The 24,035-nt window shown below is 69.5% G+C and carries 25 protein-coding genes; 12 read left to right on the top strand and 13 right to left on the bottom strand.

Annotated features, from left to right (window positions below):
* Positions 1 to 76: 76 nt before the first annotated feature.
* The 4 genes from AB0M51_RS04725 (at position 77) to AB0M51_RS04710 (ending at position 2,225) form a co-directional block, all read left to right on the top strand.
* Positions 77 to 748, top strand: a complete 672-nt coding sequence (locus tag AB0M51_RS04725; protein WP_344200954.1) for an LON peptidase substrate-binding domain-containing protein — start codon at positions 77 to 79, stop codon at positions 746 to 748.
* A gap of 89 nt (positions 749 to 837) precedes the next feature.
* Positions 838 to 1,665, top strand: a complete 828-nt coding sequence (locus tag AB0M51_RS04720; RefSeq protein WP_344200957.1) for an SDR family NAD(P)-dependent oxidoreductase — start codon at positions 838 to 840, stop codon at positions 1,663 to 1,665.
* A 24-nt stretch (positions 1,666 to 1,689) separates the two neighbouring features.
* Positions 1,690 to 1,923, top strand: a complete 234-nt coding sequence (locus tag AB0M51_RS04715) for a YlcI/YnfO family protein (RefSeq protein ID WP_344200960.1) — start codon at positions 1,690 to 1,692, stop codon at positions 1,921 to 1,923.
* The gene (locus tag AB0M51_RS04710) at positions 1,923 to 2,225 is read left to right on the top strand and encodes a type II toxin-antitoxin system PemK/MazF family toxin (RefSeq protein ID WP_344200963.1); all 303 of its coding nucleotides are present in this window, start codon (positions 1,923 to 1,925) and stop codon (positions 2,223 to 2,225) included. The genes AB0M51_RS04715 and AB0M51_RS04710 overlap by 1 nt, the downstream gene beginning before the upstream one ends.
* Here the strand turns inward: AB0M51_RS04710 and ilvD are convergent.
* Positions 2,222 to 4,072: a dihydroxy-acid dehydratase gene (gene ilvD, locus AB0M51_RS04705; RefSeq protein WP_344200966.1), complete on the bottom strand. Its 1,851-nt coding sequence runs from the start codon at positions 4,070 to 4,072 to the stop codon at positions 2,222 to 2,224. The two genes, AB0M51_RS04710 and ilvD, sit on opposite strands and share 4 nt — an antisense overlap.
* A gap of 117 nt (positions 4,073 to 4,189) precedes the next feature.
* Between ilvD and AB0M51_RS04700 the strand changes: the two genes are divergently transcribed.
* The 4 genes from AB0M51_RS04700 to AB0M51_RS04685 all read left to right on the top strand — a co-directional run bounded on the left by AB0M51_RS04700 (position 4,190) and on the right by AB0M51_RS04685 (position 8,580).
* Positions 4,190 to 5,209, top strand: coding sequence for a class I SAM-dependent methyltransferase (locus tag AB0M51_RS04700; protein WP_344200969.1), 1,020 nt, complete (start codon positions 4,190 to 4,192; stop codon positions 5,207 to 5,209).
* Positions 5,210 to 5,244: 35 nt separating this feature from the next.
* Positions 5,245 to 6,093 carry a helix-turn-helix domain-containing protein gene (locus AB0M51_RS04695; protein WP_344200971.1) on the top strand — a complete coding sequence of 283 codons (849 nt, stop codon included), beginning with the start codon at positions 5,245 to 5,247 and terminating at the stop codon, positions 6,091 to 6,093.
* 10 nt (positions 6,094 to 6,103) lie between these two features.
* Positions 6,104 to 7,936, top strand: coding sequence for a DNA helicase RecQ (gene recQ / locus AB0M51_RS04690; protein ID WP_344200974.1), 1,833 nt, complete (start codon positions 6,104 to 6,106; stop codon positions 7,934 to 7,936).
* Between the two features lie 74 nt (positions 7,937 to 8,010).
* Entirely contained in the window at positions 8,011 to 8,580 is a 570-nt protein-coding gene (locus AB0M51_RS04685; protein ID WP_344200977.1) for a dihydrofolate reductase family protein, read from the top strand.
* On the opposite strand, the gene AB0M51_RS04680 is transcribed toward AB0M51_RS04685, so the two are convergent.
* Positions 8,581 to 9,657 carry a serine hydrolase domain-containing protein gene (locus tag AB0M51_RS04680; protein WP_344200980.1) on the bottom strand — a complete coding sequence of 359 codons (1,077 nt, stop codon included), beginning with the start codon at positions 9,655 to 9,657 and terminating at the stop codon, positions 8,581 to 8,583.
* An 82-nt stretch (positions 9,658 to 9,739) separates the two neighbouring features.
* Positions 9,740 to 10,609 (bottom strand): LysR substrate-binding domain-containing protein, encoded by an 870-nt coding sequence (locus AB0M51_RS04675; RefSeq protein ID WP_344200983.1) that lies wholly within the window; start codon positions 10,607 to 10,609, stop codon positions 9,740 to 9,742.
* A gap of 101 nt (positions 10,610 to 10,710) precedes the next feature.
* Here AB0M51_RS04675 and AB0M51_RS04670 point away from each other — a divergent pair, with 101 nt between their 5' ends.
* Complete coding sequence (locus AB0M51_RS04670) at positions 10,711 to 11,412, top strand: SDR family oxidoreductase (protein ID WP_344200985.1); 702 nt, start codon at positions 10,711 to 10,713, stop codon at positions 11,410 to 11,412.
* On the opposite strand, the gene AB0M51_RS04665 is transcribed toward AB0M51_RS04670, so the two are convergent.
* Positions 11,409 to 11,780 (bottom strand): VOC family protein, encoded by a 372-nt coding sequence (locus tag AB0M51_RS04665; protein WP_344200988.1) that lies wholly within the window; start codon positions 11,778 to 11,780, stop codon positions 11,409 to 11,411. The genes AB0M51_RS04670 and AB0M51_RS04665 overlap by 4 nt on opposite strands.
* A 32-nt stretch (positions 11,781 to 11,812) precedes the next feature.
* Positions 11,813 to 12,607 (bottom strand): helix-turn-helix transcriptional regulator, encoded by a 795-nt coding sequence (locus AB0M51_RS04660; protein ID WP_344200990.1) that lies wholly within the window; start codon positions 12,605 to 12,607, stop codon positions 11,813 to 11,815.
* A gap of 66 nt (positions 12,608 to 12,673) precedes the next feature.
* Between AB0M51_RS04660 and AB0M51_RS04655 the strand changes: the two genes are divergently transcribed.
* Both AB0M51_RS04655 and AB0M51_RS04650 read left to right on the top strand, forming a co-directional pair.
* On the top strand, positions 12,674 to 13,807 hold the full coding sequence (locus AB0M51_RS04655) for an MFS transporter (protein WP_344200992.1): 1,134 nt from the start codon (positions 12,674 to 12,676) through the stop codon (positions 13,805 to 13,807).
* Entirely contained in the window at positions 13,804 to 14,535 is a 732-nt protein-coding gene (locus tag AB0M51_RS04650) for an alpha/beta hydrolase (protein WP_344200995.1), read from the top strand. Before AB0M51_RS04655 ends, AB0M51_RS04650 begins: the two co-directional genes overlap by 4 nt.
* Here AB0M51_RS04650 and AB0M51_RS04645 read toward each other — a convergent pair whose 3' ends face one another.
* Positions 14,536 to 16,038 carry a DUF3352 domain-containing protein gene (locus AB0M51_RS04645; protein WP_344200998.1) on the bottom strand — a complete coding sequence of 501 codons (1,503 nt, stop codon included), beginning with the start codon at positions 16,036 to 16,038 and terminating at the stop codon, positions 14,536 to 14,538.
* Between AB0M51_RS04645 and AB0M51_RS04640 the strand changes: the two genes are divergently transcribed.
* Positions 16,033 to 16,314 (top strand): hypothetical protein, encoded by a 282-nt coding sequence (locus tag AB0M51_RS04640; protein ID WP_344201001.1) that lies wholly within the window; start codon positions 16,033 to 16,035, stop codon positions 16,312 to 16,314. The two genes, AB0M51_RS04645 and AB0M51_RS04640, sit on opposite strands and share 6 nt — an antisense overlap.
* A 77-nt stretch (positions 16,315 to 16,391) precedes the next feature.
* Here AB0M51_RS04640 and AB0M51_RS04635 read toward each other — a convergent pair whose 3' ends face one another.
* The 7 genes from AB0M51_RS04635 to AB0M51_RS04605 form a co-directional block, all read right to left on the bottom strand.
* Positions 16,392 to 16,922 carry a hypothetical protein gene (locus AB0M51_RS04635; protein WP_344201004.1) on the bottom strand — a complete coding sequence of 177 codons (531 nt, stop codon included), beginning with the start codon at positions 16,920 to 16,922 and terminating at the stop codon, positions 16,392 to 16,394.
* 113 nt (positions 16,923 to 17,035) lie between these two features.
* Positions 17,036 to 20,581 carry a DNA polymerase III subunit alpha gene (dnaE, locus tag AB0M51_RS04630; protein WP_344201006.1) on the bottom strand — a complete coding sequence of 1,182 codons (3,546 nt, stop codon included), beginning with the start codon at positions 20,579 to 20,581 and terminating at the stop codon, positions 17,036 to 17,038.
* Between the two features lie 129 nt (positions 20,582 to 20,710).
* Positions 20,711 to 21,316, bottom strand: a complete 606-nt coding sequence (locus tag AB0M51_RS04625; protein ID WP_344201009.1) for a Type 1 glutamine amidotransferase-like domain-containing protein — start codon at positions 21,314 to 21,316, stop codon at positions 20,711 to 20,713.
* Positions 21,313 to 22,236 carry an RluA family pseudouridine synthase gene (locus AB0M51_RS04620; RefSeq protein WP_344201012.1) on the bottom strand — a complete coding sequence of 308 codons (924 nt, stop codon included), beginning with the start codon at positions 22,234 to 22,236 and terminating at the stop codon, positions 21,313 to 21,315. The genes AB0M51_RS04625 and AB0M51_RS04620 overlap by 4 nt, the downstream gene beginning before the upstream one ends.
* Positions 22,233 to 22,703, bottom strand: coding sequence for a signal peptidase II (lspA, locus tag AB0M51_RS04615; RefSeq protein WP_344201014.1), 471 nt, complete (start codon positions 22,701 to 22,703; stop codon positions 22,233 to 22,235). The genes AB0M51_RS04620 and lspA overlap by 4 nt, the downstream gene beginning before the upstream one ends.
* A gap of 176 nt (positions 22,704 to 22,879) precedes the next feature.
* Positions 22,880 to 23,563: a TraR/DksA C4-type zinc finger protein gene (locus tag AB0M51_RS04610; protein ID WP_344201017.1), complete on the bottom strand. Its 684-nt coding sequence runs from the start codon at positions 23,561 to 23,563 to the stop codon at positions 22,880 to 22,882.
* A 187-nt stretch (positions 23,564 to 23,750) separates the two neighbouring features.
* On the bottom strand, positions 23,751 to 24,026 hold the full coding sequence (locus AB0M51_RS04605) for a DUF167 domain-containing protein (RefSeq protein WP_344201021.1): 276 nt from the start codon (positions 24,024 to 24,026) through the stop codon (positions 23,751 to 23,753).
* Positions 24,027 to 24,035 lie beyond the last annotated feature (9 nt).

Raw genomic sequence — 24,035 nt, 5'->3', positions numbered from 1 at the left:
CGCCGCTGACCGGCTATCCACAGGCCGGGCCGGTCACCGGACGTGAGCACGGCATTCGTCCACTAGGCTCGTCGGCATGGACTCCCGCCTGCCGCTGCTCACTGTCGACACGGTGATCTTCCCCGGGCTGGTGGTCGCGATTCCGGTGACCGACGTGCAGGGCCGCGCGGTGGTCCGCGACCTGGTCGAGAACGGCGGTGAGCTGGTCTGCGGCGCGCTCGCGGTCCGGGACGGGTACGAGCTCGGCGAGCGGGTGTTCCGGTCGCTGTACGGGACCGGCTGCGCGGCGACCATCTCCGAGGTCGCGGTGGACGCCGACGACGAGGGACCGATCGAGGTCACGCTGACCGGCAACCGGCGGTTCAAGGTGTCCGAGCTGGACGGCAGCGGCGACTACCTGGTCGCGGACGTCGAGTGGCTGGACGACGAGCTCGGCGACGACCCGTTGGGCACGGCAACGATCGCGCTGGAGCGGTTCCGCAAGTACGCCGACGCGGTCAGCGAGATCAGCCGCCCCGGCCTGCACCTCGGTGAGCTGCCCGACAACCCGAGCACACTGTCGTACCTGATGTCGGCCGCGATGAAGCTGATGACCCCCGACCGGCAGAAGCTCCTCGAGGCCACCGACGCCACCACCCGGCTGGCCCAGCTGGTCGGTCTCCTGGACAGCGAGCTCGCCGCCATCACCGCGCTCCCGTCGCTGCCCGCCACCGACCTGATCGCCTGGTCGGCCCTCTCCCCCAACTGACCGCGGGTCCCGTTTCGACAACCGTCCAAGTGAGGCGGGACGGACGCTCCGGTGCTTAGGCTGGGGTGATCCGGGGAGGAGTCGGGGCGATGTATGTGCTGATCACCGGCGGGACCAACGGGATCGGGCTGGCGGCAGCGCGGGAACTCGCCGCGCGCGGGGCCCGGATCGGCCTCGTGGCGCGGGACCGGGACAAGGCCGAGCGGGTCGCCGCCGAGCTCGGCGAGGCGGATGTGTACGAGGCGGACCTGACCTCGCAGGCGTCGATCCGGAAGATGGTCGGCGACGTGACGGGGCGGGCGCCGGCCATCGACGTACTGGTCAACAACGCGGGCGCGATGTTCGGGACGCACCAGGTGTCGGCGGACGGGATCGAACTGACCTGGGCGCTGAACGTGGTCGCGCCGTACCTGATCACCACCCAGTTCGCCACCCACCTCGCGCCGGGTGCGCGGGTGATCGGGACGGCGTCGGACGAGCACGAGAAGGCGAAGCGGATCGACTTCGAAGACCTCGACGGTGAGCGGTTCTTCACCGGCTCGGCCCGGCTGGCGGGCGGTCCGCTACGGCGGTACGGCGAGACCAAGCTCGCGCTGATCCTGCTGAGCGGCGAGCTGGCCCGGCGGATGCCGACGATCCACACGTACACGTTCGAGCCGGGGCTGGTCGCGACCGGATTCAACACCAACAACGGCCGGCTGATGAAGCTGATGATGGCGATGACCAAACCGTTCGCCCGGACGCCGGAGCAGGGGGCGGCCACGCTCGTCTGGCTGGCCACGTCGCCGGACGTCGCGGACGACACGGGCCTGTACTACTCCCGGGAACGCCGTACCGATCCCTCGCCCGCGGCGCAGGACCGGGCGGCGGCCGACCGGCTCTGGTCGACTCTTGTCGAGCAGACGCTACCAAAATGAATCCCACGCCGGTATGGTCGTGGTATGAGCAAGCAGATCACCGTCCGGTTGCCGGATGACCTGGTCGACTTCATGGACGAACTGGTCGCCACCGACAAGGCGACCAGCCGGGCGTCCGTGGTCGCCCGGGCGATGGAACGTGAACGCCGCCGCGAGCTCGCGGCCCGCGACCTGGCCGTGCTGAGCGAGCACGGCGGCTACCCCGACCTCGAAGGCCTCGCCCCCGCGGCCGCCGGCACAGTACTCGACATCGACTGATGCGTCCGCTGCACATCGCCCGGCTCGACAAACCCCGGCCGGTCGTGGTGCTGACCCGCGAACTCATCCGCCCGCGGCTGACCAACGTCACGGTCGCGCCGATCACCAGCACGATCCGCGGCCTGTCCACCGAGGTGCTGGTCGGCCCGGACAACGGCCTGGATCACGCCAGTGCGATCTCCTGCGACAACATCCAGACCATCCCGAAGTCGCAGCTCGGCCGGCTGATCGGCTACCTGCACCCCGACCAGGAACCTGCCCTGGCCGAGGCGATCAACATCGCGTTCGACCTCGAGTTCTAGCCGAGCTTGGACAGGTCCCGTACGGCGCCCTTGTCGGCGCTGGTGGCCATCGCGGCGTAGGTCTTCAGCGCGCTGGACACCTTGCGGTCGCGGTTCTTCGGCGCGTACACCCCGCCGAGGGCGGCCTCCCGGGTCGCCAGCTCCTCGTCGGAGACCAGCAGCTCGATCGAGCGGTTCGGGATGTCGATCCGGATCCGGTCGCCGTCCTGGACCAGGGCGATCGTCCCGCCGGAGGCCGCCTCGGGCGAGGCGTGCCCGATCGAGAGTCCCGACGTACCGCCGGAGAAGCGGCCGTCGGTGATCAGCGCGCAGACCTTGCCGAGACCGCGGCCCTTCAGGTACGAGGTCGGGTACAGCATCTCCTGCATGCCCGGGCCGCCCTTCGGGCCCTCGTACCGGATCACGACGACGTCGCCCGGCTGGATCTCCTTGGTGAGGATCTTCTCGACGGCCTGCTCCTGCGACTCGCAGACCACCGCGGGACCCTCGAACGTCCAGATCGACTCGTCCACACCGGCCGTCTTCACGACACAGCCGTCGACGGCCAGGTTGCCCTTGAGCACGGCGAGACCGCCGTCCTTGGAGTACGCGTGCTCGCGGTCGCGGATGCACCCGTTCGCCGCGTCGGTGTCCAGCGTCTCCCAGCGCTCCGACTGCGAGAACGCGGTCGCGGACCGCTTGCAGCCCGGCGCCGCGTGCCAGAGCTCGACGGCCTCCGGCGACGGCGAACCGCCGCGCAGGTCCCACGTCTTCAGCCACTCGTCGATCGAGTCGCTGTGCACGGTGTGGACGTTCTGGTTCAGCAGGCCGGCCCGGTACAGCTCGCCGAGGATCGCGGGGATGCCGCCGGCGCGGTGCACGTCCTCCATGTAGTACGTGCCCTGCGGGGCAACGTTCGGCGCGACCTTGGACAGGCACGGAACCCGGCGGGACACCGCGTTGATGTCGTCCAGGTCGAAGTCGACCTCGGCCTCCTGCGCGGCGGCCAGCAGGTGCAGGATCGTGTTCGTCGAGCCGCCCATCGCGATGTCCAGCGCCATCGCGTTCCCGAACGCCTCCTTGGTCGCGATGTTCCGCGGCAGCACGGTGGCGTCGTCGTTGTCGTAGTACCGCTTGGTGATCCGGACGACGGTCTCGCCGGCCTTCTCGTACAGCGCCTTGCGGGCGGTGTGGGTGGCCAGCACCGAGCCGTTGCCGGGCAGCGAGAGGCCGATCGCCTCGGTCAGGCAGTTCATCGAGTTCGCGGTGAACATGCCGGAGCAGGAGCCGCAGGTCGGGCAGGCGTTCTCCTCGATCCGCAGGATGTCGGCGTCCGACACGTTCTCGTTCACGGCCTCGGACATCGCGTCGATCAGGTCGAGCTTGCGGACCGTGCCGTCGACGAGCGTCGCACGGCCGGCCTCCATCGGGCCGCCGGAGACGAACACGGTCGGGATGTTCAGCCGGAGCGCGGCGTTCAGCATGCCGGGCGTGATCTTGTCGCAGTTCGAGATGCAGACCAGCGCGTCCGCGCAGTGCGCCTCGACCATGTACTCGACCGAGTCCGCGATCAGGTCCCGGGACGGCAGGCTGTAGAGCATGCCGCCGTGGCCCATCGCGATCCCGTCGTCGACGGCGATCGTGTTGAACTCACGGGCGATCCCGCCGGCCGCGTGGATGGCCTCGGACACGATCCGGCCGACCGGGGCCAGGTGCGTGTGGCCGGGGACGAACTCGGTGAAACTGTTCGCCACCGCGATGATCGGCTTCCCGAAGTCCTCCCGGGCTACCCCCGAGGCCTGCATGAGCGCGCGGGCGCCCGCCATGTTGCGGCCGTGGGTGACAGTACGGGACCTCAGAGCAGGCACGACGATCTCTCCTTACGTGTACGTACCTCCCGATACTGCCACGCTCGTCCGGATGTCGGTACGCCGGTCCCGGATGACGGATCCTCCGGTGCCACCCCAGCGCCGTATTTTGAGCCCGTGAGCACCTCTGGGGACACTGATCCGCTCGTCCGCTTCGCGTCGGCCGCCGCCGCCCGGAGCACTCTCCAAGCGTGGGCGGACGGCGCGTACGTCGTGCGCCTGCTGACCGCCGTACGCGACAAGGGCTGGACGGCGTACCTGACCGAACCGCGCTCCGTCGGCGACCTGGCGACGTACTCCGGCCTCGCGCCGGAACGCGTCGCGGACATCGTCGACGGGCTCGAGGCGTACGGCGTGGTCGACCGGAACGACGAGACGGTTCGGTTCACAGCGGAGTTCACGGCGCTGGCCGCCGACGACGCATGGGTCGGCCTCGACGAGTTGCTCGACCGGATCGGCCTGACGACGCGGCTGGTTGCGGCCACCGCCGAGGCCGGACCCCTGCCACTGACCGAAGCCGATGCGCTGGTCGTCGCCCGCTCGTCCGGCGGCAACTCGACCCACATCACCCGGGCCTTGTTCGACCGGCTGTTCCTGCCCAAGCTCCCCGAACTGGTCGAGGTCGTCCGCACCGAACGGTGGCTCGACGTGGGGTGTGGTGTCGCCGGATCGACGTTGACGTTGGCCGGCCTGTTCCCCGAGCTCAAGGCGGTCGCGCTCGAACTCGTTCCCACGGTGGCCGCCGAGACGCGGCGACGCGCCGAGGCTCAGGGAGTGGCCGACCGGGTGGACATCCGGACGACGGACGTACGCGACTTCGACGAGCAGGACGCGTTCGGCGGGGCTTTCTGGGCACAGCCGTTCTTCCCCGAGGCGACCCGCGCCGCGGCGCTCGCGACGATCCTGCGAGCGCTGCGCCCCGGAGGTCTGCTGTTCCTGCAGGAGATGGAGCCGGTGCCGGACGAGGCTGCTCGGCCCGCGTACACCGTGCGACGGCTGGTCGCCCAGGCACAGGGGATCCCGTTCGGCCGGACCGCCGAGGAGCTGACGGACGAGACCGGGGCTGCCGGGTTCGAGCCGGTGCGAGTGGCGCAGACCGATTTCGGACGGATCGTGATCGTGCGACGTCCGGACTGACCGTAACTGTCGGAGGCCCGCTCTAGCCTGCTCGTATGGGATACGCGACCCGCGCAGTGCACCCGGCGCTGCGGCCGTACGTCGGCGGCGTCATCGGGTACTCGTTCGACGCCCCTCCCCCGGAGATCCACCGCGGTCTGCCCTCGCGTCATCTCACCATCGTCGTCACGCTCGACGAACCGCTGGGCGTCCGATGGCCAGGAGGGCCGGTTGAGAAGCACGACGCGTTGATCGGCGGGCTGCACTCCACCGCCGTGGTGATCGCCGCTACGGCCAGCCGCGCGGGCGTACAGCTGTCACTCACCCCGGCGGCCGCACGAACGCTCTTCGGGGTGCCACCCGGCGAACTCGGCTCTGTGGTCGTGAGCCTCGACGAGCTGCTCGGCCGTCGAGCTCGTGAGCTGACCGGGCGACTCCGCGAGGCTTCGGCATGGACGGAGCGTTTCGAGCTGCTCGAGCGGATGCTGCTGCGGCGGCTCGGCGAGCGCGGGCAAGCTGCGGTCCGGCCCGAACTCGGGTGGGCCTGGCGCCGGTTGTGCGAGTCCAACGGTGCGATCGGCGTACAGCAGCTCGCGTCGGAGGTCGGCTGGAGCCGTCGCCATCTCACCGACCGCTTCACCGCCGAGTTCGGCCTGGCGCCGAAGGTCGCGTCCCGGGTGCTGCGGTTCGAACGTGTCACCGCACACCTGCGGCGGCAGCCGCGCCCGCGGCTCGTCGACGTCGCGGCCGCCGCCGGGTTCGCCGACCAGTCACACCTGACCCGCGAGTTCCAGGCGATCGCCGGCTGCTCGCCGCGCCGGTGGATGGCCGAAGAACTGCCCAACCTGCCGAGTAATCCACAGGCTGCGGCGATCGCGCCAGCATCGCCGGCCGGATCTCACTAAACTCGCCGGGGTGAGTGAGACGACCGAACTTCCCGATTCCGAAGCCCTTCAGGTCCTCCGGCGGGTGTTCGGGTACGACGCCTTCCGGGGCGAGCAGGCCGACATCATCGACACCGTGGTGGCCGGCGGCGACGCGCTGGTGCTGATGCCGACCGGCGGCGGCAAGTCGCTGTGCTACCAGATCCCGTCGCTGGTGCGGTCCGGGGTGGGTGTGGTGATCTCGCCGCTGATCGCGCTGATGCAGGACCAGGTCGACGCGTTGACCGCCCTCGGCGTCCGCGCGGGATTCCTGAACTCCACGCAGGACTTCGAGCAGCGCCGCGAGGTCGAGCAGGCGTTCCTGGCCGGCGAGCTCGACCTGTTGTACCTGGCGCCCGAGCGGCTGCGGGTCGAGGGCACCGTGCGGCTGCTCGACCAGGGCAAGATCGCCCTGTTCGCGATCGACGAGGCGCACTGTGTGTCGCAGTGGGGACACGACTTCCGGCCCGACTACCTGATGCTGTCCGAGCTGCACGAGCGCTGGCCCGACGTACCGCGGATCGCGCTGACCGCGACGGCGACCGAGGCGACCCATCGGGAGATCGCGACCCGGTTGAAGCTGGACCAGGCCAAGCACTTCGTCGCGAGCTTCGACCGGCCGAACATCCAGTACCGGATCGTCCCGAAGGACAACCCGCAGCGGCAGCTGCTCGATCTGCTCCACACCGAGCACGCCGGCGACGCCGGGATCGTGTACTGCCTGTCCCGCAACAGTGTCGAGAAGACCGCCGCCTTCCTCACCCAGAACGGGATCGAGGCGGTGCCGTACCACGCCGGCCTGGACAGCCGGACCCGCGCGCAGAACCAGGCCCGCTTCCTCCGCGAGGACGGGCTCGTCGTGGTCGCGACGATCGCGTTCGGGATGGGCATCGACAAGCCGGACGTCCGGTTCGTCGCGCATCTCGACCTGCCGAAGTCGGTCGAGGGCTACTACCAGGAGACCGGGCGCGCGGGCCGTGACGGGCAGCCGTCGACGGCCTGGCTGGCGTACGGGCTGCAGGACGTCGTGCAGCAGCGGAAGATGATCGACACCTCCGAGGGCGACCTCGCGCACCGGCGCCGGCTGGGTGCGCATCTGGACGCGATGCTCGCGTTGTGCGAGACGGTCGAGTGCCGCCGTTCGCAACTCCTGGCGTACTTCGGCCAGCAGGGCGACGCGTGCGGGAACTGCGACACCTGCCTGACTCCGCCCGAGTCCTGGGACGGCACGATCGCGGCGCAGAAGCTGCTGTCGACGGTGTACCGGCTGCAGCACGAGCGCGGGCAGAAGTTCGGCGCCGGGCAGCTGATCGACATCCTGCTCGGCAAGGAGACCGACAAGGTCAAGCAGTTCCGGCACGACCAGCTCACCGTGTTCGGGATCGGCACCGAGCTGAAGGACACCGAGTGGCGGGGCGTGATCCGGCAGTTGCTCGCGTCGCGGCTGCTCGCGGTCGAGGGCGACTACGGCACGCTCGTGCTGACCGAGGACAGCGGCGAGGTGCTCGGCCGGCGGCGCGAGGTGATGATGCGCCGCGAGCCCGAGCGGATCAGGTCGAAGTCGCGGTCGTCCGGCTCGAAGAAGGCGGCCGTGGACCTGCCGCCGGAGTCCGCGCCGGTGTTCGAGCGGTTGCGCGCCTGGCGCGGCGCGGTCGCCAAGGAGCAGGGCGTCCCGGCGTACGTCATCTTCCACGACGCGACGCTGCGGCAGATCGCCACCGAACTGCCGTCCTCGCTGGCGGAGCTCGGCACGATCAGCGGCGTCGGCGAGAACAAGCTCGCCAAGTACGGCGACGGCGTCCTGGAGGCACTCGCCGCGGAGTGATGTCGAAACCGGCGCCGGGTGTTCGACGCGTAGCCAGAGGGTGCGGACGGACCGCACCCGGTCTGGAGGATCTCATGTCCGCATCGGTGCTGTTGATGTCGATGTCCGTCGACGGGTACGTCGCCGGACCGAACGACCGGCCGGACAACCCCGGCGGTGACGACTTCATGCGGCTGCACGAGTGGTACCTGCAGCCCGACGGCTCGGTCGGCCGTCCCGCCGGTGAGCCCGGGTCGATCTGGGACGAGATGCACGCCACCGGGGCGGTGGTCGCCGGCCGCCGAACGGCGGAACAGGTCGACTACTACGGCGGCGAGCACCACGGCGTACCGCTGTTCGTGGTGAGCCACGAGCCGCCGGCGGTGCCGTACGAGCAGGTGCACTTCGCCCGCGACGTCGAGACCGCGATCGCACAGGCGAAGGAAGCCGCCGGGGACAAGGACGTGCTCGTGCACGGTGCGATCACGGCTCGCACCGCGTTGGAGGCCGGGGTGCTCGACGAGCTGCAGCTCAGCCAGGTGCCGGTGTTGTTCGGCAGCGGACTGCGACTGTTCGACGTGCTGCCGCGCCGCATCGAGCTGGAGATCGCCCGTGTGATCGACACCCCGCAGGCGACCCACATCCGTTACCGGGTCAAGCGCTGATCAGCCGAGCAGGGGTTCGAGTGCGGTGGTCAGGTCGGCCATCCGCCGGTCGATACTCCGTCCGCCGTCGGCGAGGATCAGGGCGATCGAGACGTGCTTCGCGGGGACGACGACCAGCAGGCTGGTGTGGTCCGGCATGTCACCACGGTGCCCGTACGCTTCGCCGAGGCCGAACTGCCGCGTGAACAGCATCGTCCCGAGGCCGTACTCGCCGTCCCCGTCGGTCATCTGGCTGACCAGGTCGGCCGGGACCACCCGGCCGCCGTACAGTTGGTAGCCCCAACGAGCGACGGTCGGCGCGTCGGCTGCCAGCCCGCCGGGGGCCGCGGCGAGGCTGGCCACAGCACGGCAGGGCAGGTATCCGTCCGGCGCACCGCACGCCGGGTCGTCGTCGACCGCCGCGGGCGGCTGGGGCTTCTCCCCGTCCTGGAAGGCGGCATGCCGCAGTCCGGCCGGATCGGCCAGGTCGCGGCGCAGTGCCGCCGCGAGCGGCAGCCCGGTGAGTTTCTCGATCAGCATGCCGAGCAGGACGTAGCCGGGGTTGCTGTAGATGTACGCCTGCCCGGGTACGCCGAGCGGCCCTTCGGCGAAAGCAAGCGACTGCGCGAGCGTCCAATGCTTCTCCGGCGCCGCGGCGGCAGCCCGGTCGAGTCGGGCGAAGGCGTCGGGCTGATAGTCCGGTACGGCGGCCGTCATCGCCAGGTACTGCCGTACGGTCGCGAAGTTCGCGGTCAATCGGTGCGGGACGTAGCGCGAGAGCGGCAGCTCCAGGTTGGGGCTGCCCTTGCTCGCGAGCAGCAGCACCTCGGCTGCGATGAACGTCTTCGTGATGCTGGAGACGGCCATGCTCGTGTCGGCGCTCAACGGCGTACCACGGCTGTCTGTTCCGACAGCGCCCGACCAGGTCCACTGATCGGTGACGACCGCGGCCGTCGCACCGCGCGAACCGGAGGGGCTGTCCGGGAACTCGACGATCTGCTCCAGCACGTGCTGAAGCGCCTTCGCCTTGCCCGGCGCGAGGACCTGGGTCCCCGGTGCCGGGAAGGCGGCAGGCGTCTCCGGCGCGGGTACCGGCACTTCTCCCCCACCAGAGCACCCCACCAACGCAATCACCAGGAGGGCGGTTGCGCTCCACCTCATCCTTCGATGATCGCACCCGCTACGGCGTCCACGGCACCTGCTGGGCCAGATCCGCGAACTCGGGCAACAGCCGGGATCGGCGGGCCGCGATCCAGGCCAGGCAGACCGTGTTCGGGGCGAGACTCTCGACGCGGACCATGGCGACGTCGGAGCGCTGGTAGAAGGTGGCCACGGACAACGGGACGATCGATACGCCGCGCCCGGCGGCGACGTGTTCGAGTTTCTCCTCGACGCTGCGCATCGCGGGCACCGGCTGCGCCGTCCGGGTGCGGAGCTCGACGGCGATGTCACGCCACTCCGGCACGGCGTCCGGGTCCTGGAGCAGGTGTTCGCCGGCGAGGTCGGTGATGTCGACGACCGGTTTGCCGGCCAGCCGGTGACCGACGGGAAGCATCGCGACCCGGGGCTCGTCGAACAGCGGCCGGACGGTCAGGCCGGACTGGTCGATCGGCAGCCGCACGACGCTGACGTCCACCCGGCCGTCGTGCAGTACGTCGACCTGGTCGTCCCAGGTGGTGCGGATCAGCTCGATCCCGACGTCGGGGTGCACCGCGCCGAACGCCCGGACGGCCGCGGTCACGGTCAGCCCCGGCATGAATCCGATCGTGAACGTCTTCGGCCCCCGCGCCGCCTGCGCGACCCGGCGCCGGGTGGCATCCGCGGAGGCCAGCAGCGATCGGGCGTCGTCGAGCAACTGCCGGCCGGCGGAGGTCAACTCGGTCGCGCGTTTGGTACGGACGAACAACTGCACGCCCAGCTCGTCCTCGAGCGCCCTGATCTGCCGGGACAGCACCGGCTGCGCGATGTGCAGCCGCTCCGCCGCCCGCCCGAAGTGCAGCTCATCGGCGACTGCGACGAAGTACCTGACCTTGCGGAGATCAAGATCCATAATACCTTCAGGGTATTACAGCGAGCGGAACAGGTCTTGGACGACGGCAGCTGCGCGGCGGCATCGTGGAAGCCGGAATCCCCACCACGAAAGGCAGTTCCGTGACTCTGCAGGACCAACGCGTTGTCGTCCTCGGCGGTACGTCGGGCATCGGTCTGGCCACCGCCCAACTCGCCGCCGGCCAGGGCGCGAGCGTGGTCGTTGCCTCGAGCAACTCCTCGTCGGTGCGCCGGGCCCTGGCGAGTCTTCCCCGGCCGGCGACCGGTCAGGTCGTCGATCTCACCGACTCCCGTGCCGTCACCGCCTTCTTCGCGAGCCTCGAGCCGTTCGACCATCTGGTCTTCACGGCCGGCGAGGCACTCACCCTGCTGGACGTCGGTGCGATGGATCTCGCCCGGGCGCGACAGGCGTTCGAACTGCGGTACTTCGGGGCGCTCGGCGCGGTGAGTGCCGCCGTACCGCGACTGCGGCCAGGCGGATCCGTCGTACTGACCACCGGCGCCGCCGGCGACCGGCCCGGGCCGGGCTGGTCGGTCGCCGCCAGCATCTGCGGTGCGATGGACTCGCTCGTGCGAGCCCTCGCCGTCGAACTCGCGCCGCTGCGCGTCAACGCGGTCAAGCCCGGCGTCGTCCGGACGCCGTTGTGGCAGGACGCCCTCGACTACGGCGAGACCGCCGACCGCCTCCCGGTCCGGCGGGTCGGCGAACCCGAGGACATCGCCGCCGCCTACGTGTACCTGATGAACCAGCCGTACGCGACCGGCTCGATCGTCAGCGTCGACGGCGGGCACGTCCTGGTCTAGACCTGCGAGATGTAGAGGCGGTTGCCGTCGGGGTCGCGGAGGCTGAACATCGGCGGGACGCCCGGCCACTCGAGCAGTTCGTCGGTGTCCACGCCGGCGTCCAGGAAGTGCTGATGAGCCGCCTTCGCGTCCGGGCTGGCCATCCGGATGCCGGTGTCGACACCGGCCGGGTTGCCGTCGCTCTCCGGGATCAGGGCGATGCTCGCGGCCGATCCGGCGGGTGCGACGACGAGCCAGCGGCCGCCGAACTGCGGCAGCGGTACGTCGAGCTGGACCTCGAAGCCGAGCGTCTCGGTGTAGAACTCCAACGCACGGTCCTGGTCGCGCACGGGTACGCCGACGGTCCGGATCTCGGTGATGTGGTTCATGGTGGTTCTCCAAGTCGGGTGAAGAGGTGCTTTCACCCGGAGGTAGAAGCCGTCCCGGGTTTTTCGACATCGCGACCGTAGACGACGAGAAATTGATCCGGCTCGTCGAGCACGGCGACCACCTCGTAGTCCACGGTCAACCGCCCGAGCGCCGGGTGATCGAGGTACTTGACGCCGGTGACATGCCGCCGTACCTCCCGCCGGGACCAGCGGGCCGCGAACTCCGGACTGTCGACGAGCAGATTGTCGACCAGCGACCGGAAGCACGGATCGTCGACGAGATGGCCCGCGGCCGCGCGCAGATGCGCGACGGTGTCGTCGGCGACCTCCGGCCAGTTCGGGAAGATCTCACGGGCCTGCGGATTGCAGAACACGTAGCGCGCGTTGTTCGGTCGCGGCCCGTCCAGGCGTCCGGGGAAGAGCATCGCCGCTTCCTCGTTCCAGGCCAGGACGTCGCCGATCCGGCCGAGGACGAGCGCGGCGGTCGGCGGCTTGAGCAGATCCATCATCCGCAGCGCCGACCGGGACACCTGTTCGGCCGGGAGCGGCGCGGACTCACCGGCGAGCGCCCGCAGGTGGCGGGCCTCGTCGGGCGTGAGCTGGAGGATTCGGATCAGCGCGGCGAGGACGCTCTCCGACGGGTGCGCGGCGTGGCCCTGCTCGAGGCGCGCGTAGTACCCGACGCTCAGCCCGGCCAACTCGGCGATCTCCTCGCGGCGGAGTCCCGGCGTACGGCGCGGCGGACCCTCGATCAGGCCGGCGGCTGCCGGGGTCAGGCGGGCGCGTCGCTCGCGCAGGAACGCCCCGAGCTCGTGCTGGCGCTTCATGAGTTCCTTCCTGACTGCACCTGACAGGTGTACCCGACCGAGTCCGCCGGCGACCACGGTAGTCGCATGTCCGTACGTCCTTCCGCGCTGCTTTCGGCGGCGCTCTCGTTCTTTCTGGTCACGCTGAACGCCTCGATGACCACCGCCGCCCTCCCGTCGATCGGCCGGGACCTTCCGGGCAGTGGCCCGGCGTGGGTGCTGACCGGCTACTCGTTGGTGTTCGCGCTCTGTCTGCTCCCGGCCGGGGCGTGGGCCGATCGGGTCGGCGCGACGCGTGCGTTCGTCGCCGGTGTCGGCGCGTTCGCACTGACGTCGGTCGTGTGCGCCGTCGCGCGGAGTCTCGACGTCCTTCTGGTCGCCCGGGCGTTCCAAGGCGCCGCCGCCGCGGTGGTCCTGCCTGCCGGCCTCGCGATGGTCAACAGCGCCGCGACTGATCCGGCCGCGCGAGCGGCGGCCGTCGGACGCTGGGCCGCGGCGGGAGCGGTCGCGTTGGTGGTCGGCTCGCCGCTGGGCGGCGCGATCACCTCCGGTCTCGGGTGGCGCACGACCTTCTGGCTCAACCTGCCGGTGAGCCTGCTCGTCGTCGCCGTCGGTCGCCGGATCTCCTCCACGCCGACGCCGGCGTCGCTGGCGGGGGTTGCGACGCTGGTCCGGTCCGGGCCGGTGCTGATCAGCTCGGTGACCGGGTTCGCGTTGAACTTCGCGTCGTACGGCGCGATCTTCGTCGTCACGCTGCTGTTGCAGCAGGAGCTCGGTCGGTCGGCGTGGGAGACAGGGCTGGTGTTCGTGCCGATGACGTTGCTGATCGTCCCGGCGAATCTCGTCGCGGGGCGCATCGGTCTGGTCGGGGCGCTGCGGGGCGGGCAGGTGCTGATGGCTGTCGGGCTGCTCGGGCTGTGCTTCGGTGGTACGGAGGTGTGGGAGCTGGTCGGGTGGTTGTTGCCGATCGGGGTCGGCGCCGGGTTGGTCGCTCCGAGTGCGACCACGCTGATGCTCGGCGGCGTACCGGCCGAACGCGGCGGTCTCGCCTCCGGTCTGCTCAACGCGGCCCGCCAACTCGGCAGCGGCGCCGCCCCGGCAGTCTTCGGCGCTCTCCTCGGTGGCGCACATTTCCTCGCCGGCTACCGGATCAGCATCCTGATCGCGCTGGCCGTCATCGCCCTCCCGCTCGCGGCCCGTCCGCGAGCATTGGTCGCATGAGGTACGAAAATGCCGGCGGGCCCGGCACTCCGGTCGTCGCCCTGCACGGCGCCTTCGGCCGTGGCCGCACCTTCGCCCGCCTCGCCCAGGCACTTGCCCCGGACTATCGCCTGATCGCCCCAGACCTCCGCGGCCACGGCCGCTCATCCCGGCCGGCGGATGGCGACTTCGGTCGGGAGGCGTTCATCGGTGATGTCGCTGAGTTCATCGAGAAGTTGGGGTTGGCGCCGGCGTTGGTGATCGGGCATTCGCTGGGTGGGGTGACGGCGTACCAGCTGGCGGCTCGGCGGCCGGAGCTGGTGCGGGCGTTGGTGGTCGAGGACGTCGGCGCGGTGCCCGGCGACGCCGTGCTGGACGTGACGCGCTGGCCGCGACGGTTTACCGACCGGGCGGCGGCGGAACGGTTCTTCGCGAGGACGCCGGCGCCGGGCTACTTCCTGGAGAGCGTCGGCGACGGCGGCGAACTGCTCTTCGACCCCGACGACCTGATGGCCGTCCAGCGCGGCAACGTCGGCGACTGGTGGGACGACTGGCTGGCCGTCACCCGGCCGACCTTGTTGCTGCGAGCCACCGACAGTTTCCTGCTCGGCGCCGCCCACGCGGACGAGATGGTCCGCCACCGCCCCGGCACCGAGCTCGTCACGTTCGACGGCACCGGACACTGGATCCACAGAGAAGCCCCGGACGCCTACGCGCAGGCGGTCCGGGGCTTCTTCGAGAACTGCTGACTACTTGGCGACCACCCGCATCGTGAACTCCGCCTCGCCGTCACCGGTGGAGCGGGACACGATCCCCGCCGACTTCAGCGCGGCCAGGTCCTTGTTGTCCGAGACCCGCGGGCTCAGCGACCCGACAGCGGCGAAGTCGACGTACCCGATCATCACCGCGTTCTTGGTGTCCGGCAGCGCCTGCTTGAAGCCATCGGTCGAGCCGAGGTCACCGCCCTTCAGCACCTCGTCGGCGTACTCCTTGCTGGTCGACACCACGAGCGTCTTGTCGTTCTTCGCGGTCTCGATCGGGATGTTCTCCGACGACCGCTCCCGGAGCAGCGTGGTCAGCTTCTGCACCACCGGCTCGGCCTTCGACGGGTCGGTCTCCATCCGGAGCGCGACCTTCGGGCCGTTCGCGGTGTCCTTGTCCATCGCCACCGCGAGGTTTTTGCCGGCCAGCGTCTTCAGGTCGTCCGGCAGCTTCAGGCCGGTCTCCTCGGTGATCCGGTCGATCATCGGCTGCAGGTTTTCGCCGCCGGACTTCTGGATCTGCTGCCAGGCGGTGTCGATCAGCGACTCGCCACCGGAGACCGCGATCGCACCCGCGGTGCTGTTCGGCAGCTTGCTGATCAGGTCGCCGGCGTCGGCCGACCCGACCTTGACGCTCTTGTCGCCGTGCCCGATGGCCTTCAGCTCGACGTACGACGGGTCGAACCGCAGCGCCACCGCCGCGGTCGCGTCACCGAGACCGGCCAGCTGGTTGGACTCGACCTTGCCGCTCATCGACGCGATCGCCTTCAGGTCCGCCCAGCCGGACACGAAGCCCTGCTCGCCGAGCTTGTCCATGTCCGCCTTGTACTTGGCGTTCTTGCTCAGCGGGTTGTCCTTCGCGGCGGCGACGGCCGAGTCGACGGTCGCCTGGTCCTCGCCGAGGATCATGTAGCCGTCGGCGAACGCCCGGCCCGGCTTCTGGTCCTCGTGGGCGAGCAGCTTGTCCATACCCTTGTTCGCGGCGTCCTGGTCCTTCACCTGGACGGCGACCACCGGGATCGGAGAGCTCTTGCCCTCAGCCGGCGGCAGGGCGGCGAACCCGGCGCGGTCGCCCAGCCACGGCTTGACGTCCTTGTCGTAGTCGACGTCCGCGAGGTCGTCGCCGGCCGACTTCTTGATCTGCTCGAACAGCTTCTGCCGCAGGTCGTCCTGCTCACCGGTAAGGCCGAGGTTGTCCTTCACCGACGGGAACTTCATCATGAACCGGATCGCGTTGACCTTCTGGCCGGCCGACGGGTTCAGGTCGATGCGGGCGTACCCGACCGCGGTGCCCGGCAGTACGTCGGCGGGCTGCTTACCGCCGCCGCCGAGCTTGCCGTACGCGAAGACGCCGCCGCCGGCGACCACCAGCACCATCGCGACCGCCGCGATGATCGGGATCAGCTTGCCGCGCTTCTTCTTCGGCTCCGGCTGCCACTGCTGCGGACCGCCGTACCCAGGTCCCTGCGGCGGCTGACCGCCGATGTGCATCTGCTCGTACGACCCCTGCGCCGACTGCCCGTACTGCGGACCGCCGTACTGCTGAGGGCCGGGCTGCGGGGGGCCGCCGTACTGCGGGCCGGGCTGCTGAGGAGCGCCGTACTGCGGACGCTGTTGCGGACCGCCCTGCTGCGGGCCGCCGTACGGCTGGCCCTGCTGCGGGTAACCCTGTGGGCCCGGCTGCTGCGGGCCTGGACGGCCCTGCTGCGGCTGGAAGTTCTGGCCCTGGGGCGGACCGTACTGCGGCTGCTGGCCGCCGGCACCTGAGTGGTTCGGTGGCTGGTTCTGGTCGGACATATGCTCCCTCGCTGGCTCCGGTGGCCTCACCGCCGGACCTGCAAAGGTTAGTGGACCGGCGGTGCAGGTTCTGACGCAGCAGGTTGCGAAGTGGTTGCAACAGGCTCCGCCCGCCAGGACGCGGCCGCGATCACCGCACACGCCAACGCCGCGCCGACGAGCCAGGACACCAACGGGGTCCAGGTGTGCAGCTCCAGCGGCGCATTCACCAGGTCACCGACGTGCGCCGCCCGCAACCGCGGGTCGAGCGGGTCGTGCCCGAGCAGCATGCCGACACCCCACGACACACCCGAGCCCAGACAGGCGCCGAGCGCAACGATCGCCACCGACCACGGGCCGTGGTTACGCAACCACCAGAACAACGCCCCGCCGAGCACCACCGCGGCCACGAACCCGATCGCGGTGAACGTCCCGTCCGGCCCGAAGATCCGCGTCATCTGCTCCTCGCCGAGCTCCCCGCCGCGCTCGTCCACCGTGTACTGCGCCAGCGGCGAGAACTGCTGCCAGGCCCACCCGGCAACCACCCCGGCAACCAGGAACACCACGACCGTCACCACCACAGCCTTGGCCCAGGGCATCCGCGACTCCTCCGCCGGCGCCCCTCCCAAAGGATTGCCCGACGACGGCGCCCCGTACGGCGCAGACTGAGACGACTCCGGTTGACTCACGACGCCAGTGTGACGCATCGCCGTCAGCTGGCCAGGCAGGAGGGGCCCAGCAGGGCCTTCAGGTCGGCCATCAGGGACGAGGTCGGGGTCACGCGGAAGCGGTCGCCGATGCGCATCACCGTGGTCTTCTGACGGGCCTGGAGGCGGAGGTGGACCTCGGTCATGCCGGGGTGGGACTGCAGGATGTCGCGGAGCGAGTCGACGACCGGCGGGGTGCAGCGGTTCACCGGCATGGTGAGGACGACCGGGCCGCTCGGGCCTTCGGTCAGGTCCGGTACGACGACCTCGTCGCCGCTCAGCTCGACCCGGTCCTCGCGGCGCCGGATCCGGCCCTTCATCAGGATGATCGCGTCGTTGCTGAGCAGGTGCGCGTGCAACTGGTACGCCGAGGAGAACATCATCACCTCGATCGAACCTTCGAGGTCCTCGATGGTGACGATCGCGTAGATGTCGCCGCGCTTGTTCACCTTCCGCTGGACCGCGGTGACCAGGCCGCCGATCGTCACCCGGCTGCCGTCCGGGCGGTCCTCGTCGGCGAGCAGCTGACCGATCGTGCAGTCCGACCCGTTGGTGAGCACGTGCTCGACGCCGAACAGCGGGTGGTCGGACACGTACAGCCCCAGCATGTCGCGCTCGTGCGCCAGCTTGGTGGCCTTGTCCCACTCCTCGATCTCCGGGACGGTCACGGTGAGCCGGCTGTTGCCCTCGCCCTCGTCGGCGTCGTCGCCCATCGAGAACAGGTCGAACTGGCCGTGCGCCTCGTTCCGCTTCAGGTCGATGGCCTCGTCGACGGCCTGCTCGTGGACGGCGACGATCGCGCGCCGGGCGTGGTTCATCGAGTCGAACGAGCCGGCCTTGGCCAGTGACTCGATCACGCGCTTGTTGCAGACCGGCAGCGAGACCTTGTCGATGAAGTCGACGAAGTCGGTGAACCGGCCCTTCTCCTCGCGGGCCGCGACGATCTCGGCGACCACGTTCACGCCGACGTTGCGGATCGCGGACAGCCCGAAGCGGATGTCGGTACCGACCGGGGTGAAGTTCGAGTCGGACTCGTTGACGTCCGGGGGCAGCACCTTGATACCCATCCGGCGGCACTCGTTCAGGTAGATGGCCATCTTGTCCTTGTCGTCCTTCACGGACGTCAGGACGGCGGCCATGTACTCCGCCGGGTAGTTCGCCTTCATGTACGCGGTCCAGTACGAGACCAGCCCGTACGCCGCGGAGTGCGCCTTGTTGAACGCGTAGTCGGAGAACGGCAGCAGGATGTCCCAGAGGGCCTTGATCGACTCCTCGGAGTACCCGTTCGCTTTCATGCCCTCGGAGAAGCCGACGTACTCGGCGTCCAGGACCTCGCGCTTCTTCTTGCCCATCGCGCGACGGAGCAGGTCCGCCTTGCCGAGCGAGTAGCCGGCCAGGCGCTGGGCGATCTCCATCACCTGCTCCTGGTACACGATCAGGCCGTAGGTGATACCGAGGACCGGCTCGAGCGCCTCGGCCAGCTCCGGGTGCGGGTAGCTGATCTCCTGCTGGCCGTTCTTCCGGAGCGCGTAGTTGGTGTGGCTGTTCGCGCCCATCGGGCCCGGCCGGTAGAGCGCCGTACTCGCGGAGATGTCCTCGAAGTTGTCCGGCTTCATGAGCCGCAGCAGCGCCCGCATCGGGCCGCCGTCGAACTGGAAGACGCCGAGCGTGTCGCCGCGGGCGAGCAGGTCGTACGTCGGCTTGTCGTCGAGGTCCTTGCTGAGCTTGTCCAGGTCGATCTGGATCCCGTGCGCGGCCTCGATGTTCTTGACCGCGTCGTCCATGATCGTCAGGTTCCGCAGGCCCAGGAAGTCCATCTTGACCAGGCCGAGCGTCTCGCAGCTCGGGTAGTCGAACTGGGTGATGACCTGGCCGTCCTGGTCGCGGCGCATGATCGGGATCAGGTCGATCAGCGGCTCGCTGGACATGATCACGCCGGCCGCGTGCACACCCCACTGGCGCTTCAGGTTCTCCAGGCCGCGGGCGGTGTCGACGATCTTGCGGACGTCCTGGTCGGCCTCGTACAGCTGGCGGAACTCGCCGGCCTCGGAGTAGCGCTTGTGCTGCGGGTCGAAGATCCCGGACAGCGGGACGTCCTTACCCATCACCGCGGGCGGCATCGCCTTGGTGATCCGGTCGCCCATCGCGAACGGGTAGTCCAGCACCCGGCCGGCGTCCTTGATCGCCTGCTTCGCCTTGATCGTGCCGTACGTGACGATCATCGCGACCCGGTCGTCGCCGTACTTCTCGGTGACGTACCGGATCACCTCGGGGCGGCGGCGGTCGTCGAAGTCGATGTCGAAGTCGGGCATCGACATCCGCTCCGGATTCAGGAAGCGCTCGAAGAACAGACCGTGCAGCAGCGGGTCGAGGTCGGTGATCTTCATCGCGTACGCGCACATCGAGCCCGCACCGGAACCACGGCCCGGGCCGACCCGGATACCGTTCGCCTTGGCCCAGTTGATGAAGTCCGCGACCACCAGGAAGTAGCCGGCGTACCCCTTCGAGACGATGATCTCGATCTCGTAGTCGGTGCGCTTGCGGACGTCGTCCGGTACGCCGCCCGGATACCGCTTGAGCAGGCCGGTCTCGACCTCGGAGACGAACCACGACTCCTCGTTGTGGCCCTCCGGGCAGGGGAAGCGCGGCATGAACCGGCCCTCGCCCTCGGTGAAGCCGACGTCGCACTGCTCGGCGATCAGCAGCGTGTTGTCACACGCCTCCGGGAACTCCTTCCAGACCTCCCGCATCTCGGCCGCGGTCTTCACGTAGAACTCGTTCGCGTCGAACTTGAACCGGTTGGGGTCGGACAGCGTCGAGCCGGACTGCACGCACAGCAGCGCCGCGTGCGCGGTCGCGTCCTCGGGCTTGGTGTAGTGCAGGTCGTTGGTCGCGACCAGCGGCAGGCCGAGCTCCTTGGCCAGCTTGAGCAGGTCCTTCTGGATGTCCCGCTCGATACCGAGGCCGTGGTCCATCAGCTCGCAGTAGAAGTTCTCCTTGCCGAAGATGTCGCGGAACTCCGCGGCGGCCTCGACGGCTTCCTTGTACTGCCCGAGGCGGAGCCGGGTCTGCACCTCGCCGGACGGGCAGCCGGTGGTGGCGATCAGGCCCTGGCCGTAGGTGTTCAGCAGCTCGCGGTCCATCCGGGGCTTGAAGTAGTACCCCTCGAGGCTGGCCAGCGAGCTCATCTTGAACAGGTTGTGCATGCCGGAGGTGTTCTTCGCGAGCAGCGTCATATGCGTGTACGCGCCGGAGCCGGAGACGTCGTCGCGGCCCGAGTTCGCGTCGCCCCACTTGACCCGCTTGCGCTCGGTCCGGTGGGTGTGCGGCGTCAGGTACGCCTCGACGCCGATGATCGGCTTGACGTCGTACTTCTTCGCGGTCTTCCAGAACTCGTAGGCGCCGAACACGAACCCGTGGTCGGTGGTCGCGATCGCCGGCTGGCCCATCTCCTGGGCAGTCTTGAACAACTCGTCGATCCGCGCCGCGCCGTCCAGCATCGAGTACTCGGTGTGCACGTGGAGATGCACGAAACTGTCGCTGGACGCCATATCGACGCAGACCTCCCAGGGCGCGATTCAGGTGGACCGGTACAGCCTATGCGGGCCTTCGGACAGTTCTGAATCGGCTCACCGAGGACCCCGACACCGCCCGCTATCCGGGCGTGGACCGAACCAGGTTCACACCAGTTCGCGCCGCTCGCCGGCGACCACCAGCGCCTGCCCGTCGCGCATCCCGAGGTACGGTACGCCGGTCCGCCGGTACGTCTCGGCGACCGCCGCGAGCAGGCCTGTCTCGGGGTGACCGGGTGAGTCCAGATGCGGGACGATCGCGTGGTCGAGGACGCCGAGACCGTCCCAGATCGGGTCACCGCCGACGGCGCTCGTGTCGTCGCACAGTTCGAGGCCGCGGAGGCTCGGCGCCAGCACGCACGGTCCGGCGCTGTAGCCGGCGTACACGAGCTGTCCGGAGCGGATCAGGACCGGCAACACCTCGTCCGCTCCGGAACGGGCCAACGCGGCGCGGAGTACGAAGACGTTGCCGCCGCGGACCCACAGGCCGTCGTACCCCGAGAAGTCGGCGGTGGTGCGGAGGTCGAGCTCTTCGGGGCGGAGGCCGAGAGCGGTCAGCCAGGCGAGTTCGTCCGCGACCTTCTCCCGCCGTACCGCCGGAGCCTCGGTGTCGATCGCGTTGCAGATCACCGCGACCCGTGCCGCCGGTGGCAGCAGGGCGACGAGGTGTTCCGGGTGGTCGCCCAGGCGGAACGAGGAGAGGTACAGCTTCACTGGGTGTCGAGTAGGTCCAGGGCGTGGTCGAGGTCGTCCGGGTACTGCGAGGTGAACTCGACGTACTCGCCGGTGCCGGGGTGGGTGAAGCCGAGGCGCATGGCGTGCAGCCATTGGCGGGCCAGGCTCAGGCGGTCGGCGAGGACCGGGTCGGCGCCGTACGTGAGGTCACCGCAGCACGGGTGGCCGATCGCGGACATGTGCACGCGGATCTGGTGGGTGCGGCCGGTCTCCAGCGTGATCTCCAGGAGGGTCGCGTAGCGGAACGCCTCCAGGGTCTCGTAGTGCGTGACGCTCGGCTTCCCGCCGGCCACTACGCCGAACTTGTAGTCGTGGTGCGGATGCCGGTCGATCGGGGCGTCGACCGTACCGGTGAACGGGTCGGGATGCCCCTGGACGAGGGCGTGATAGATCTTCTTGACCGTGCGCTCCTTGAAGGCACGCTTCAGCGCGGTGTACGCGTACTCCGTCTTCGCGACCACCATCAGTCCCGACGTCCCCACGTCGAGGCGGTGCACGATGCCCTTGCGCTCGGCGGCGCCGCTGGTGGAGATGCTGAAACCCGCGCCGGCGAGATGGCCGATCACGGTCGGCCCGGTCCAGCCGGGCGACGGGTGGGCGGCGACGCCGACGGGTTTGTCCACCACCACGATCTCGTCGTCGTCGTACACGATCCGCAGGTTGTCGACGGTCTCCGGTACGACGGTGACCTCGGACGGCGGGGGCGGGAGCTCGACGTCGAGCAGTACGCCGGCCGCGACCCGGGAGGACTTCGGCGCCGGGGAGCCGTCGACCTGGACCAGGCCGGACTCGATCAGCTCGGCGGCCTTGGTGCGGGAGACGCCGAACAGCCGCGACAGGGCCGCGTCCAATCGCTCCCCCGCCAGACCGTCCGGCACAATCACGGTCCGAGCTGTCACTTGCGGTGCTCCCGGGTGCCGTCGAGCTTGACGCCGCGCAGGGTCTGGATCACCAGCAGTACGGCGGCCGACGTGACGGCCATGTCCGCGACGTTGAAGATCGCCCAGTGCGGGGTCTGCAGGAAGTCGACCACATGGCCGTGGAACGGGGACGGCTCGCGGAAGATCCGGTCCAGGATGTTCCCGACCGCGCCGCCGAACAGCAGCCCGAACGCGACCGACCAGCCGGCCGACCCGAGTTTGCGGGACAGATAGATCACGCCGACCGCGACGACGATCTGCACGGCGCTGATGTACGGCGTGTAGCCCGCGCCGAGGCTGAACGCGGCGCCGGAGTTACGGATCAGGTTGAACTTCAGCAGGCTGCCGATCACGTTCACCGGCTCCCCCGGCGTCAGATGCGCCAGCGCCAGAGCCTTCGTGAGCTGGTCCAGGAACAGCACCACCAACCCCACACCACCGAACATCACAGTCCACTTCCACGACCGATTCCCGGCCTCGCCGCCGTTGGCGGCGACATCGGCCTCAGGAGAGGTTGGTTCGGCGGGTTCTACCGGGGTGGACGACGGAGAACCGGCCGACGGGGAGTCGGCCGGTTCGGGGGTGGCTGCGTCCTCCACCTGAGGGGACGAGGTGGGGTCGTTCAGCGGCGTTCCTGGCGTTCTTTGCATGAGATACACAGTGTCGCACGCGGGAACGCCTGCAACCGACCCTTGCCGATCGCGTTGCCGCAGTTCTCACAGACGCCGTACGTGCCGTCGTCGATCCGGTTCAGCGCGAACTCGATCTGGTTGAGCATGTCGCGGGCGTTGTTCGCCAGCGTCAGCTCGTGGTACCGCTCGAGGGTGGTGGAGCCGACGTCCGCCTGGTCGTTGCCGGCGCCGTCGCTGCCGTCCCGGAACAGACCCACGATCTCCTGCTCGGCCTCGTGGATCTCCTCCTTGAGGTGTTCGACCTCACCCTCCAGCTCCGAGCGCAGCTCGGCGAGCTCGGCCGCGGTCCACGGATCCTCGCCCGGCTTCACCTTGAAACTCTCGGCCGTATGTGCTGCGGACTTCGCCGGCGCCGTCGCCGGGGTCCTGTTCTCGTTGGTCTTCATGGCCACCCTCTTCGTCTGAGCTTTCTTGGCAGGGGTCTTCGCCGCCGCGCTTTTCGCCGCGGTGGTCGCTGCCGACTTCTTCACCGCGGTGGTCTTCTTGGCCGGCGAGGTCTTCGCCGGGCTTTTCCGGGCCGCTGTCTTCTGGGTCGGCTCGGGCTTCTTCGCGGCGCTCTTCTTGGCCGCGGCTGTGCGTTGGGGGGCGGACTTCTTCCGTGCCGATGTAGCCATGGTGAGCTACCCCCTGCCTTCGTCGGAGACTGGAGCGGACTGGTCGCAAGACAGTAGGACACGTGCCCAGCACGTGCCAGCCTGACTCGCAGACCGTGGACATAAGGTAGTCCGTTCTTCAAGTCCGCTCGATGTTCCGCACATCACAAGCGTGTTGCAGACATCACTGTCCGTAACACTTCCCAGGTCAGGCCAGCAGTCGCTCGAGCCGTTCCTGGATGTCCTTCTCCTCCCCCTCCACCTCGACCAGCTTGTCCCTGCTGGTCGCACCACGCACCAGACGCACCGCCGACCGCCGCACACCGAACTCGGCCGCGACCGCCGCCAGGACAGCCTTCGTCGCCTGTCCCTCCACTGCACGGGCCGCCACCGCAACCACCAGCGCCGGTCCGGACGGCCCGTCGTACCGGCCGCCGACCGCTGTCCTGGAGGCCCCCGGCCTGACCCGCAGCAGAATTCTCATAGCCGAATT

Source organism: Kribbella sp. NPDC051137 (assembly GCF_040682535.1).
Taxonomy (GTDB): domain Bacteria; phylum Actinomycetota; class Actinomycetes; order Propionibacteriales; family Kribbellaceae; genus Kribbella; species Kribbella karoonensis.
Note: the sequence above shows the minus strand (reverse complement) of the source record. Positions and strands in the feature narration are given on the sequence as shown.